Genomic DNA, 13,031 nt, shown 5'->3' with positions numbered 1-13,031 from the left:
AAAATGACAACATTGTCATTATCCTGTCACCCGTCAAACAGGATGCGTTCAGTAGAGTAGCCCTAACAATACTCTGGACTTCATTTGAACCGTTATGTTCCTGTTAAAACGACTTATCATCAGCACGGTATTTATTCTGGCAGGCTGCGTCTCGTTGGCACCTGACTACCAGCGACCGGCGGCACCAGTACCTCAGCAATTTTCGCTTTCACGCAACGGCCTCACACCCGCAGTGACGGGATATCAGGACACTGGCTGGCGTCATTTTTTTGCTGATCCTCAGGTCGCCGGGTTGATTACCGTAGCCCTGAATAACAATCGAGATTTAAAAATGGCCGCGCTGAAGGTTGAGGAGGCCCGGACACAGTTCAATGTGACCGACGCAGATCGTTATCCTCAGCTGAATGGATCGTCTGGTATCACTTACAGCGGTGGTCTGAAAGGTGACAAACCTGGCACACAACAGTATGACGCGGGTATTGCGCTTAGCTACGATCTCGATTTCTTCGGCAAGCTCAGAAACATGAGTGAGGCTGACCAACAAAATTATTTCGCCAGTGAAGAGGCGCGTCGCGCCGTGCATATTTTGCTCGTCTCGAATGTGTCGCAGAGCTATTTCAACCAACAACTGGCGTATAAACAACTGCGTATTGCACGGGATACGCTGAAAAATTACCAGCAGTCCCTGGCGTTCGTTGAGCAACAGCTGGTGACCGGCAGCACGAACGTCCTGGCGCTTGAACAAGCTCGTGGGCAAATTGAAAGTACCCGGGCAGAAATTGCCAAAAGAGAAGGGGAACTGTCGCAGGCCAACAATGCCCTGCAGCTGGTTCTTGGAACCTATCGCGCGCTCCCGTCCGAAAAAGAGATGGACGCCAGCGATATTGCACCAGTAAAACTGCCGCCGCATCTGTCATCAGAAATACTGCTGCAGCGTCCGGATATTATGGAAGCGGAGTATCAGCTTAAAGCGGCTGATGCCAGTATCGGCGCGGCACGTGCGGCCTTTTTCCCGTCCATATCGTTAACCAGTGGTCTTTCGACAAGCAGCACGGAATTATCCAGCCTCTTTACGCCAGGGAGTGGGATGTGGAATTTTATCCCTAAAATTGAGATCCCCATTTTTAATGCGGGCAGGAATAAAGCCAATCTGAAACTGGCTGAAATTCGCCAGCAGCAGTCCGTTGTTAATTATGAACAGAAAATTCAGTCCGCTTTCAAACAGGTTGCTGACGCGCTCGCGTTGCGAGACAGCATCAACCAGCAGCTTGATGCACAGCAGCGTTATCTTAATTCGCTGCAAATAACGCTTCAGCGTGCCCGAGGGTTATATTCCAGTGGCGCGGTCAGTTATTTGAATGTGCTTGATGCGGAACGTTCGCTTTTCTCTACGCAACAAAACATCCTCGACCTTATCTATTCCCGGCAGGTTAATGAAATTAATCTTTTCACCGCGCTGGGTGGCGGTTGGGCTGAGTAAACTTATTTAATTAAACAGGAAAATAAAAATGCGTAATTCTCTTAAAGCCGTTGTATTCGGTGCGATCTCTGTGATGTTCTCTGCCAGCCTTCAGGCTGAAGTTCATCAGCATGAGGAGATGAGTGTCGCCAGTGATGCCGGCGCAGAGCAAATCATCAACGCCACGGGTGTCGTGAAAGACATTGACCTCACGAATAAAAAAGTCACGATTTCTCACGAAGCTATACCTGCAATCGGCTGGCCTGCAATGACCATGCGTTTCACTTTTACTAATGCTGACGAGAGCATCAATGCCTTAAAACCAGGTCGTCATGTTGATTTTTCATTTGTTCAGCAGGGCAATATCTCTTTACTTAAGAGCATTAAATAGAGAGGAATGGCATGACCTCTTTCAAAATAAAATATGCCGCCATGATTATCAGCAGTCTCCTGATTGGAGGAGTGATATCCGTGACGGCATGGCAAACAATTCATGCATCTGAAAAAACAGAAAATAGCGCATCTGAAAGAAAGGTACTTTTCTGGTATGACCCGATGAAACCAGACGTTAAATTCGATAAGCCCGGTAAATCGCCGTTTATGGATATGGACCTGGTGCCGAAATATGCGGATGAAAATAGCGAAAAAAGCAGTGCCGGTATACGTATTGATCCGACTCAGGTTCAGAATCTGGGGTTAAAAACACAAAAAGTCACCCGTGGAGCACTGAATTACTCCCAGACGATCCCGGCTAACGTCAGTTATAACGAATATCAATTCGTCATTGTTCAGGCACGCTCGGAAGGCTTTGTTGAGAAAGTGTACCCCCTGACAATTGGCGATCATGTGAAGAAAGGCACGCCACTTATTGATATCACCATACCGGACTGGGTTGAGGCGCAGAGTGAGTTTCTGCTGTTATCCGGTACCGGCGGTACACCCACGCAAATAAAGGGGGTTCTGGAACGGCTTCGGCTTGCCGGCATGCCGGACGATGACATTCAGAGGCTACGTGCAACCCGGACTATCCAGACCCGGTTTACCATAAAGGCACCGATTGACGGCGTGATCACGGCTTTTGACCTGCGTACCGGTATGAATATTTCTAAAGAGAAAGTGGTCGCGCAAATTCAGGGAATGGATCCGGTCTGGATCAGCGCTGCAGTACCTGAATCTATCGCTTATCTGCTGAAAAACTCGTCGCAGTTTGATATTTCCGTACCCGCTTATCCGGATAAATCGTTCCCGGTCGAAAAATGGAACCTTCTGCCCAGCGTGGATCAAACGACCCGCACATTGCAGGTGCGATTGCAGGTATCAAACAAGGATGAGCTCCTGAAACCGGGCATGAATGCGTTTCTGAAACTGAATACCCAAAGCCCGGAAATGCTGCTGATCCCATCCCAGGCCGTGATAGACACCGGCAAAGAACAGCGTGTGATTACCGTCGATGCTGATGGTCGTTTTGTGCCCAAAAAGATCCACGTTCTGCACGAATCTCAGCAGCAGTCCGCTATTGATACTGGACTGAACGAAGGGGATTCGGTGGTGGTCAGCGGTCTGTTCCTGATTGACTCCGAGGCCAATATTACCGGTGCGCTGGAACGTATGCGCCGTGCTGAAAAAACTGACGACACGCATTCAGGTCATTAAGGAGACGATGATGATTGAATGGATTATCCGGCGGTCAGTCGCCAACCGTTTCCTGGTGATGATGGGGGCGCTGTTCCTCAGCGTGTGGGGTACCTGGACCATCATCAATACCCCGGTCGACGCCTTGCCCGACCTGTCTGACGTTCAGGTGATTATTAAAACCAGCTATCCAGGCCAGGCCCCGCAGATTGTTGAAAATCAGGTCACGTATCCGCTTACGACTACCATGTTGTCGGTGCCAGGCGCAAAGACCGTGCGGGGATTTTCTCAGTTCGGCGACTCGTATGTATATGTTATTTTTGAAGATGGCACCGATCTGTACTGGGCCCGATCTCGCGTTCTGGAATACCTTAATCAGGTTCAGGGCAAACTGCCTGCGGGGGTGAGTTCTGAAATCGGCCCTGATGCCACGGGGGTGGGCTGGATATTTGAATATGCTCTGGTTGACCACAGTGGAAAGCACGATCTTTCAGAACTGCGCTCATTGCAGGACTGGTTCCTGAAATTTGAACTCAAAACCATCCCGAACGTGGCTGAAGTCGCGTCCGTGGGCGGTGTGGTTAAGCAGTATCAGATTCAGGTCAATCCGTTAAAACTGGCCCAGTACGGTATCAGCCTGCCGGAAGTTAAGCAGGCGCTTGAATCGTCTAATCAGGAAGCAGGGGGATCATCTGTTGAAATCGCGGAGGCGGAGTATATGGTCCGCGCCAGCGGTTATCTCCAGACCATTGATGATTTCAATAACATTGTCCTGAAAACCGGTGTAAACGGGATCCCGGTTTATCTGCGTGACGTTGCCCGCGTACAAACAGGCCCGGAAATGCGGCGTGGGATAGCAGAGTTTAACGGTCAGGGAGAGGTCGCTGGTGGCGTCGTGATCCTGCGTTCGGGCAAAAATGCGCGCGACGTCATTACGGCGGTGAAAGATAAACTGGAAACGCTAAAGGCGAGTTTGCCCGAAGGGGTCGAGATCGTGACTACTTACGATCGCAGCCAGTTAATTGACCGGGCCATAGATAACCTGAGTTCTAAACTCCTCGAAGAATTTATTGTGGTCGCCATCGTCTGTGCGCTGTTTCTGTGGCATGTACGCTCTGCGCTGGTGGCGATTATCTCACTGCCGCTTGGGCTGTGTATTGCCTTTATTGTCATGCACTTCCAGGGGCTGAACGCCAATATCATGTCGCTGGGAGGCATTGCTATTGCCGTTGGCGCGATGGTGGATGCGGCCATCGTGATGATTGAAAACGCGCACAAACGGCTGGAGGAGTGGGATCACCAGCATCCGGGGAAACAGATTGACAACGCCACGCGCTGGAAGGTTATCACTAACGCCTCCGTCGAAGTGGGCCCTGCGCTGTTTATTAGTCTGCTGATCATCACCTTATCGTTCATCCCCATTTTTACCCTTGAAGGGCAGGAAGGGCGGTTGTTTGGTCCGCTGGCGTTTACAAAAACCTATTCCATGGCGGGTGCGGCCGCGTTGGCTATCATCGTGATTCCTATCCTGATGGGGTTCTGGATACGCGGGAAGATCCCTGCTGAGACCCGTAATCCACTGAACCGGCTGTTGATTAAGGCCTATCATCCGCTACTGATTAGGGTGCTTCACTGGCCGAAAACCACTCTGCTGGTCGCGGCGTTATCCATCTTCACGGTTATCTGGCCACTGAGCCAGGTTGGCGGTGAGTTTCTGCCGAAGATCAATGAGGGGGACCTGCTGTATATGCCGTCAACCTTGCCAGGCGTTTCGCCGGCTGAAGCCGCCGCGATCCTGCAGACCACGGATAAACTCATCAAAACCGTTCCTGAAGTCGCCTCTGTTTTTGGCAAAACCGGTAAAGCCGAAACGGCAACGGATTCCGCACCGCTCGAAATGGTAGAAACCACGATACAGTTGAAACCGGAAGTTCAGTGGCGGCCCGGCATGACGATTGACAAGATTATTGACGAACTGGACAAAACCGTTCGTTTACCTGGCCTGGCAAATCTTTGGGTCCCGCCTATCCGCAACCGCATTGATATGCTCTCAACCGGGATAAAAAGCCCCATTGGCATCAAGGTGTCGGGTACCGTTCTGGCTGATATCGATGCCACGGCGCAGAGCATTGAAGCAGTAGCCAAAACGGTGCCGGGCGTGGTTTCTGCCCTGGCAGAACGCCTGGAAGGGGGGCGCTACATTGATGTGGACATCGACCGGGAAAAAGCTTCCCGCTATGGGATGACGGTGGGCGATGTGCAATTGTTCGTCTCTTCGGCCATCGGCGGGGCGACGGTAGGTGAAACGGTGGAAGGTGTCGCCCGCTATCCAATAAATATCCGCTATCCCCAGGACTACCGGAACAGCCCAAATGCGCTGAAACAGATGCCGATCCTTACGCCGATGAAACAGCAGATCACGCTGGGAGATGTGGCTGATATTAAGGTCGTGTCCGGCCCCACGATGCTGAAAACGGAGAATGCCCGGCCCGCCAGCTGGATTTACATCGATGCGCGGGGCAGGGATATGGTATCGGTGGTAAATGACATTAAGACGGCCATCAGTCAGAACGTGAAGCTGCGGCCAGGTACCAGCGTGTCATTCTCCGGACAGTTTGAACTGCTCGAGCACGCGAACAAGAAACTGAAGCTGATGGTGCCGATGACGGTGATGATCATCTTCATTCTGCTGTACCTGGCATTCCGTCGCGTAGATGAAGCCTTATTGATCCTGATGAGTCTACCTTTCGCCCTGGTCGGGGGGATATGGTTCCTCTACTGGCAGGGCTTCCATATGTCTGTGGCAACAGGCACCGGGTTTATCGCTCTTGCCGGGGTTGCAGCCGAGTTTGGTGTGGTCATGCTGATGTATCTGCGACATGCCATTGAAGCGCATCCGGAGTTATCTCATCGGGAAACATTTACCGCAGAGGGGCTCGATGAAGCGCTTTATCATGGTGCCGTACTGCGTGTTCGACCGAAGGCGATGACCGTTGCGGTGATCATTGCAGGTTTACTGCCTATTCTCTGGGGAACCGGTGCGGGGTCAGAAGTGATGAGCCGGATAGCAGCACCAATGATTGGGGGAATGATCACGGCTCCGCTGTTATCGCTGTTTATTATTCCTGCGGCGTACAAGTTAATTTGGCTGCGCAGGCATAAACAATCATAAAACAATCCCGCTCTAGTGGCGGGATTTTTACGAGATGAATGTTTAGCGCGTCTGGCTGATAAGCTTGCGCCAGGCACTGTTATGCAGAGTAAACAGCAGCATCTTATAAAAGGAGGTGGAAAGAATAGAGCTGCCGGTAAGCAGTAACATCACAATGCTCACTAGCACTGCGGTCAGACTGACGCCCGGAGAAGCGCTACCGCTCAGCGCGGCCAGCAGATAGATTACCGTTATCACCAGGCTTATTACTGCCAGCGTAAGATGTAAACGCACAGCGCGCATACTGCCTTTGCCAATCATAAACATGGTCACGCCGTTTATACCGGCGAACAGCAGGGCGATCAGCACAACCCACACGAATACGCGTTCGGCTGGCTGGCCGAGTACGGCGAGTACGCCATACCCCAGCCACAACTGAGGAATAGCGAAACTGACAATCACCCCGAGAGTACTGATCGCCGCCGGAATGCCCATGGTATGTAGTCCTGGGGATTTACCCATTTCTTTGGCCAGCTGCGTCTTGAGCTGCTGCAGCTGTGTCGTGGTGGCATTGTTTATGCTAGCGGCCACCTCGTTACAGTGTTGCAGGCGACGGGTTAAAACTTTAAGCATTCGAATACTCAGCGTTTAGTTAGGTAAGAATAGTGGCGTAACCGCACGCAGCCAGTCAAGGGCAGGGAAGTCATCATCCAATTCCTGACGGGTTGATGACTAAGCGCTTCGCCTGCATTAACAACCTGCTGATAGAGGCATCGGACCGCCTGTTCCATTGGCTGCAGATCATCGAGGGCTGCCGGACCTTGGCTTATGAAGAAAAAAAACGCAGGTGATTTTGCGTTTTTTTATTTCAACCCAAAAAATGTCGACAAATCAAAATATAAAAATATTTCTGCAATTAAGTTTTGATTAATAAATAGATTAACAATTAATGATTACTTAATTGTTAATTAAAAACAAGAACTATTTTTTTTGCCTAATTTTGAATGGGGTGGTATTTATTCTGATAATAATTAGCCACTTGAGATTTTGCTCTGGTCAAATTGGCTGTATCTGTTATTAATGCTTTGTTTTCGTCGTTAAGTGGTGTATTTCACTATGTAATTAATGGTGCGGCAAAATGAAATTCCGTATTATTAAAGTCAGTTGCGGGAAGTGATTACACCACCCATATTTAAGAACGTTCTGATTGCCAGTTATTGCATTGGCAAAAATATAAAATATATCACAAGCAGCTTCTGCCAGATTGAAGCTGGCGGGGGCTTTATTGACAAATCTGTATGGAAATAAATGGATCCCAGAAACCATTTCAAAATAGATGGGGCGAACTCCGAAAAGCCAAATGAGTAGGATGACTAATATCGAGGAAATATCATGTCGAATCAAGAGACTATTGTTGGTGGCTGGACGACTTATCATACGTTGACCGAAAAAGATTGGCAGGTATTTAAAGAAGCCATGGCGGGATTTGTTGGTGTAACGTATGAGCCGCAGGCCGTCTCAACGCAGTTAGTGGCCGGGACAAATTATCGCTTCAAGTGCCTTGCTTCAATTCCGCCTGCATTAGTGGTGTGGGAATCTATTGTTGAAATCTTCCAGCCTTTGCAGGGCGCTCCACATATTGTCGGAATCACCAGAATCTGAATTTCAATTAATACTGTGTCAATGCGTGATTTAGGAAAGCATTCCAGACTTTGACGGTCTTTTCTTAAATAAGTGATTTTTATTAACTTGGTGTTTTATATTTAACCGAGTTCAAAGAGTTCACTCCGTTCTTAGTAACTGAAAGGGTATTTAATAATGCTAAATCATATTCTACAGGCTGGCACCAATCCATCGATTAACAGTAATAACATGAAAGCGAGCGCTGATGCCTCTACCACAGCAGCCGTGATCATTCAAAACTATGTCGGCACCATTTTAACGCAGGCCGATCTCTCCCTGCCGGATATATTACCCGATCTACCGGAACATCAGGCAAAGGCCAGAGACCATGCCACATCCTGGCGTGATGTCATACAGCCGCAAATGATCTCAACCAATACGGATATTGTGAGCTTCTCTAACAATTTTGATTCCTATTATGATCCTTTGGTTAAGCTGGCGGTAAAAATACAGCAAAACCCTTCGGACACAGCATCAATTAATACTTTTAAACTGGGTGTTCAGCAACTTCAGGCGTTGGTCGCTCAAAAACAAACCGCTACGCATAACGTGGTTAATTCAGTGGGCGGTTTCCAGACCACGCTTGCCGAAGATGCCCGCAATTTCGCCAGTGATTTTACTACGGCAGAAGCGGCATTAGCCGGTAAAGACGGACAAATTGCCGCACTGGGGAAACAGATCGACGCTATTAATTCCGCCATGAGTAAAGACTTGACTATGATTGCAGCGGGTTCAACCGCTGCAGTGGTAGGAGGATTAATGATTGCCGTGGGGGCACTGGCGGAAATTGCGACCGCAGGTGTCAGTACCGCACTGATTGTCGGTGGATTGGTGGTCGTCGGGGCCGGTGCTGGTGTTGCCATTGCCGGGGGAGTTGACTATGCCAAGCAAACCAGCGCGCTCAGCACGGCTATTACGACCAAAACAAAACTACAACAACAGTATTCTGCCACCAAAAACGTGAATACGATTGTTCAGAATCTTTCGGGCCAGGCATCCGCTGCGGTTCAGGCCGCGGGTTCTTTACTGGCAGGTTGGCAGACGCTTGAACAGGACTTTATTGTCTTCCAGTCGGCGCTGACCAGCGCGACCCCTGATTTAGGCTATTTCCTGATCGCGCAACTCAATGCGGCGAAAGCGGACTGGGATGATGTTGGCAATCATGCCCGTAAGCTATTGGATTATGGTTCTTTACCGGTCAGCAACGCATCGGTCACCAGCAGTGGGATCCTGTTGCCTAACCCAACGGCGACGTTTGCACGGCTGGCTGCTGCATAGCGTTTATTAATCATCAATCAGGCCCGTGAGGGTCTGATTGTTTTAACAGACAAACCGGACGCATCGTTTCACGATGATGCCAATAAGTGACCCGTGTCTAAGGTTCAGAGTATGCCAGCATTGAAAGTCAGCTTTACTCAGGCATTAACGGCTCAACAAAATGTGCGTCAACAGATGACGCAGGTCGCACAACAATTAGAACAGCTTCCGCCCATTAACGATCCGCAGATCCCCGATCTGAATGGAAATATCCTCTCCGTCCACAATCATGCGAATTATTATCTGTCTGACATTGTGGTGAGAATGGATTCGTTGTATTCCGAGGTTATCAATTTTGGAGACGAGCTGGATTCTACGGTTGCCAACATCCGTTCTGAATTAAATGGGCCTGACGGACAGGAATATCTCACAAAAGCTCAGGGGCAGATTAAGCAATTACTCTCCGACAGCACGCCGCTATCTGCATCTCTGAATGATTTCAATGAGGTTGTTATTTCCTTTAATAATGACATTACGACGGACTCAAGGAACTTGCTAGCCGATCAGCAAAGGGCGCAACAGTTATTAGCTGCCGATCGGGCAAGGTTAGAGGCTCTTAACGCTCAGCTGAATGCGCTGAAAGCTGAGCTTGAAAGTAAAAAGAGGATGGAAATTATCATCGGCATTTTTACTTTTGGGATTGGCGCCGCGATTATGGAATTAACTGGCTATGTGCAAAGCACGGAGCAGGCGATTGCTCAGGCGCAACAGGAAACGGGGATGCTTTATCAGGAAATAGGACAACTCGGCGCCACCAGTGATGCATTGAACGCATTGACCAAAGGAACCGCTATTTTGTGTGGCCTGACACAATCTCTTCAATATGGTTGGCAAACCGTGACGGCCGACCTGTCGGAGGTCACCCAACAACAGGTGACTGCGGATTTTCTTATAGTCTCCGTTAATACCGTACAGGCGAACTGGCGGGAAGTGATGCGCACCGTTGAGCAATTGCAGTAAGCCAAAAACCAATTAACGACTTTGAGGTTTTCATTATGATCATGCAAGCCATTGCAGCTGCGAAAAATGATACTGAATCATCATCAACCAATGCCTTAATGACAGGTATTCAGGGCATCGGTGCTTCATCGATTGCTCAACAGACTTATGCGAGCACTGTATTATGTCAACCCAATATTCATTTAGATATTTTACCCGATCTTCCTGCACAGCAGGCTATTGCGCGCGATCAGGCGCAGGAATGGTTATCTTCGATTAATCCGGCGGCCATCTCTTCGCTGGTAAATGTGCGTAATTTTTCGAATCAGGTGGGGGCTTACGTCGATGCACTTCTTCCGGCGGCACAAAAATATGACATGGGGGATAAAAGCCAGCTTCATTATATCCAGCAGGGTATCCAACAGTTGCTTTCTCTTGCTCAGAAAAACGTCACTTCCACGGGAGTGTTTGTCGATAACGTCCAGGTTTATGTGAATGGGATCAACAGCAGTCAGAGCACATTTAAAGCGGCTAAAGAAACCGTGCAGACGCAAATTACCGGTGATAAAGGGGAAATATCGGCACTCCGGCAGAAGCTAAACGATCTGAATAAACAGATGGATGCAGATATTGTGCAGATTTCGGCGGGAGCGGTGAGCGACATTATAGGGATCGGCATGATTGTCATTGCGGCCACAACAATTATCGAAACCGGTGGGGCAACGCAAACGCTTCTGGCTGCGGGTATTACCCTGGTCGCAGGCGGAACGCTGGCGATGACCATAAGCTCTGCCGATATCGTCAAAGCGCAAAAAGAGTACAGCACAACGTTGACCAATCTCGTCGGGCTTGAACTGGAGGTGGCTGTTTTTGACACGGTTTATAACCAGTTGACGGCCAGTGAAAGACTTTCTCAGTCTGCCATTGATTCCGCTAAGTTGCTGGTCAACGGATGGCAGACCGTTGCTGATAGCTACCAGCAAACGCTGACCGACCTGCAGCAGAGTTCAAAGGGGTATCTGGCACTGAGGCTGAGTGCGATGAAACGCCAGTGGCAACAGCTAGGTGAACAGGCGGGAAGCGTGATGCAGTTAGGGCCGCTGCCTTTCAATACTGTTCCCGCAAATGAACTGAAGTCGAGTGCATGACAAGCGAAGATTAATATTTGGCTGCTGCTGCCCGGCAACCGCCGGGCTGACAGGCTTGTTTCCGTCCGAAGGCGGTATACCGTCAGCGCTGTTGGCTGAAGGTGAGTGGTACAAAACAGAGCAGGGAATGCAATCGCATTCAGCCTGCATTGATCATGCGGCGGTGCGCTTCGGCCATGGCCTCATGTGGGCCGGACTGACCGTTATTCATGAATTCATGGGCAACCGCTGCTCTTTTATGCTCATCCATCGCTGCGTAAGACGTTGACGAGACGGTCATGGATACAGTGTTATTTCCCATCATCTTCTGATGACTTTCCACCATTTTCTGGTGCGCATCCGCCGATCCGTTCGTCATGGTTTCATGAGCAATAATGGCCTGTTCATGCTGGTCCATACCGGTCATACGAGGAACAGTACCCTGGATCCTGACAGGAGCCGCGGCAGACTGCATCTGGTGAGCAGGAGCTTGCACATTGTTGACGCGCTCATGGATATCCACGGTTTCAGTGGCCCAGGCCGAAGAAATTAAACCAAAGCCCAGCAAAGATGTTAATACGATATTTTTCATGATAACTCTCCATTTCTGAATTAGTGATGTCCGGGGAAGTACAACCGATATTTTCAGTTCCATAACTGAAACAGGTTCGGCAGTGTTTATTTATCCGGGAGAGGGCTGGATATTCATTTCCTGGCATACTCTGACGCCGAGTATTGATGAAGTGATTCAGCCTTTCTGATAAGTTGCACTAATTATATCGAATGGCTTCTGTTTGCTGCATGACATGCTAATGACATCTTTGTCATGAATGTCAGGGTTTACATCGATAATATACAGAGGTGAATATGAAAATGTTCGCCAGGAAAAATCAGGTAGTTGGGGGGATCGGTAAGTGTATGATTAATCGTAGCCTGTATGAACGGCAGATTCAATTTAACTATTCTGGGTTTGAGGAATATACATAATTTGACGCATCACAATATTTAGTGTAACCAGTTGTTTTAAAATGATATTTTTAAAATTTAAATTCTAATTTACAGTTATGAACTAAGTTTCGGGTTCATAACTGTGTTGAAAACTGTCCATAAATCACTCTCAGTTGCGTCCATTAGTTCATGAACTAAACATTTTATTTTTGTGATTTAGATCAGCTTTTAGGGTTCAGTAATATTAATTTATATCCGATGTGCGATTGCATAGTACCTTTCCGACAACAGGTGCAGCGGTAAATGCATTTGGCTAGCCCCGCACAATACTGCCACAAAACCCGTTTCAAGCTGATTGACCGCCAGTGAGTCAGGCATACTAATTGATACGATTCACCGTTTCTTTAGCGCTCCCAGCGATAACTACGATCTTCGCTGAGACGGTTGCTTATCCAGCAATTGTGTAATAAATCATCTGAATGTTCAGTTGTTCCGTAGCGTTCCTGGTAGTCAGGAGATGAGGCGATAACTCAGCGTACATCTGGAGATAATCGCCGGGCAACTATATCTTCCTTTACGGCGTATATCGCTCACATCGGACCTTCAGCTTTGTTGGCTCTTCCGCTTTGTGCCATGAATCGACTGCAATGACCTGCTCCCCGTTGATTAATACACCCCGATGTTAGTAATGTCTTCATAAGCCACATGAGGACATCCCCATGAAGAAGCGTTTTTCCGACGAACAGATCATCAGTATTCTTCGCGAAGCGGAAGC

General features: G+C 48.9%; 11 protein-coding genes and 1 pseudogene. 8 read left to right on the top strand and 4 right to left on the bottom strand.

The window, feature by feature from the left end:
* The first annotated feature begins 94 nt into the window (after nucleotides 1-94).
* Genes JGF26_RS11805 through silA form a run of 4 tightly spaced genes read left to right on the top strand, consistent with a single transcriptional unit; the run spans nucleotide 95 to nucleotide 6,263 of the window.
* Nucleotides 95-1,480 carry an efflux transporter outer membrane subunit gene (locus JGF26_RS11805; protein WP_134708203.1) on the top strand — a complete coding sequence of 462 codons (1,386 nt, stop codon included), beginning with the start codon at nucleotides 95-97 and terminating at the stop codon, nucleotides 1,478-1,480.
* 28 nt (nucleotides 1,481-1,508) lie between these two features.
* On the top strand, nucleotides 1,509-1,850 hold the full coding sequence (gene cusF / locus JGF26_RS11800; RefSeq protein ID WP_049007678.1) for a cation efflux system protein CusF: 342 nt from the start codon (nucleotides 1,509-1,511) through the stop codon (nucleotides 1,848-1,850).
* Between the two features lie 11 nt (nucleotides 1,851-1,861).
* Nucleotides 1,862-3,112, top strand: a complete 1,251-nt coding sequence (locus tag JGF26_RS11795; RefSeq protein WP_028018973.1) for an efflux RND transporter periplasmic adaptor subunit — start codon at nucleotides 1,862-1,864, stop codon at nucleotides 3,110-3,112.
* A gap of 10 nt (nucleotides 3,113-3,122) precedes the next feature.
* Entirely contained in the window at nucleotides 3,123-6,263 is a 3,141-nt protein-coding gene (silA, locus tag JGF26_RS11790; protein ID WP_134708221.1) for a Cu(+)/Ag(+) efflux RND transporter permease subunit SilA, read from the top strand.
* 42 nt (nucleotides 6,264-6,305) lie between these two features.
* Here the strand turns inward: silA and JGF26_RS11785 are convergent, their stop codons facing one another.
* A complete protein-coding gene (locus JGF26_RS11785) occupies nucleotides 6,306-6,875 on the bottom strand; it encodes a hypothetical protein (protein ID WP_134708204.1) in 570 nt (189 codons plus the stop codon).
* Between the two features lie 759 nt (nucleotides 6,876-7,634).
* Here JGF26_RS11785 and JGF26_RS11780 point away from each other — a divergent pair.
* The 4 genes from JGF26_RS11780 (at nucleotide 7,635) to JGF26_RS11765 (ending at nucleotide 11,329) form a co-directional block, all read left to right on the top strand.
* Nucleotides 7,635-7,904 carry a hypothetical protein gene (locus tag JGF26_RS11780; RefSeq protein ID WP_134708205.1) on the top strand — a complete coding sequence of 90 codons (270 nt, stop codon included), beginning with the start codon at nucleotides 7,635-7,637 and terminating at the stop codon, nucleotides 7,902-7,904.
* A gap of 156 nt (nucleotides 7,905-8,060) precedes the next feature.
* Nucleotides 8,061-9,203 (top strand): HBL/NHE enterotoxin family protein, encoded by a 1,143-nt coding sequence (locus tag JGF26_RS11775; RefSeq protein ID WP_028018976.1) that lies wholly within the window; start codon nucleotides 8,061-8,063, stop codon nucleotides 9,201-9,203.
* Nucleotides 9,204-9,314: 111 nt separating this feature from the next.
* Complete coding sequence (locus JGF26_RS11770; RefSeq protein WP_134708206.1) at nucleotides 9,315-10,202, top strand: HBL/NHE enterotoxin family protein; 888 nt, start codon at nucleotides 9,315-9,317, stop codon at nucleotides 10,200-10,202.
* 35 nt (nucleotides 10,203-10,237) lie between these two features.
* Nucleotides 10,238-11,329, top strand: a complete 1,092-nt coding sequence (locus JGF26_RS11765) for an HBL/NHE enterotoxin family protein (protein ID WP_128347701.1) — start codon at nucleotides 10,238-10,240, stop codon at nucleotides 11,327-11,329.
* Between the two features lie 139 nt (nucleotides 11,330-11,468).
* Here JGF26_RS11765 and silE read toward each other — a convergent pair whose 3' ends face one another.
* The 3 genes and pseudogenes from silE to JGF26_RS22400 form a co-directional block, all read right to left on the bottom strand.
* The gene (gene silE, locus JGF26_RS11760) at nucleotides 11,469-11,900 is read right to left on the bottom strand and encodes a silver-binding protein SilE (protein ID WP_134708207.1); all 432 of its coding nucleotides are present in this window, start codon (nucleotides 11,898-11,900) and stop codon (nucleotides 11,469-11,471) included.
* Nucleotides 11,901-12,541: 641 nt separating this feature from the next.
* Nucleotides 12,542-12,834: pseudogene (locus tag JGF26_RS22565) on the bottom strand (LysR family transcriptional regulator); the annotation flags it as partial.
* Nucleotides 12,835-12,846: 12 nt separating this feature from the next.
* Nucleotides 12,847-13,031 (bottom strand): hypothetical protein (locus JGF26_RS22400; RefSeq protein WP_205733988.1); only part of this gene is annotated, 185 nt, incomplete at its 5' end.

Origin of the sequence: Enterobacter sp. E1, from assembly GCF_016809815.1 — a bacterium.
GTDB classification, from domain to species: domain Bacteria; phylum Pseudomonadota; class Gammaproteobacteria; order Enterobacterales; family Enterobacteriaceae; genus Enterobacter; species Enterobacter adelaidei.
Note: the sequence above shows the minus strand (reverse complement) of the source record. Positions and strands in the feature narration are given on the sequence as shown.

Excerpts from the sequence above, each read along its gene's own strand:
- JGF26_RS11805 (WP_134708203.1), top strand. The coding sequence starts at position 95 with ATGTTCCTGTTAAAACGACTTATCATCAGCACGGTATTTATTCTGGCA.
- cusF (WP_049007678.1), top strand. The coding sequence starts at position 1,509 with ATGCGTAATTCTCTTAAAGCCGTTGTATTCGGTGCGATCTCTGTGATG.
- JGF26_RS11795 (WP_028018973.1), top strand. The coding sequence starts at position 1,862 with ATGACCTCTTTCAAAATAAAATATGCCGCCATGATTATCAGCAGTCTC.
- silA (WP_134708221.1), top strand. The coding sequence starts at position 3,123 with ATGATTGAATGGATTATCCGGCGGTCAGTCGCCAACCGTTTCCTGGTG.
- JGF26_RS11785 (WP_134708204.1), bottom strand. The coding sequence starts at position 6,875 with ATGCTTAAAGTTTTAACCCGTCGCCTGCAACACTGTAACGAGGTGGCC.
- JGF26_RS11780 (WP_134708205.1), top strand. The coding sequence starts at position 7,635 with ATGTCGAATCAAGAGACTATTGTTGGTGGCTGGACGACTTATCATACG.
- JGF26_RS11775 (WP_028018976.1), top strand. The coding sequence starts at position 8,061 with ATGCTAAATCATATTCTACAGGCTGGCACCAATCCATCGATTAACAGT.
- JGF26_RS11770 (WP_134708206.1), top strand. The coding sequence starts at position 9,315 with ATGCCAGCATTGAAAGTCAGCTTTACTCAGGCATTAACGGCTCAACAA.
- JGF26_RS11765 (WP_128347701.1), top strand. The coding sequence starts at position 10,238 with ATGATCATGCAAGCCATTGCAGCTGCGAAAAATGATACTGAATCATCA.
- silE (WP_134708207.1), bottom strand. The coding sequence starts at position 11,900 with ATGAAAAATATCGTATTAACATCTTTGCTGGGCTTTGGTTTAATTTCT.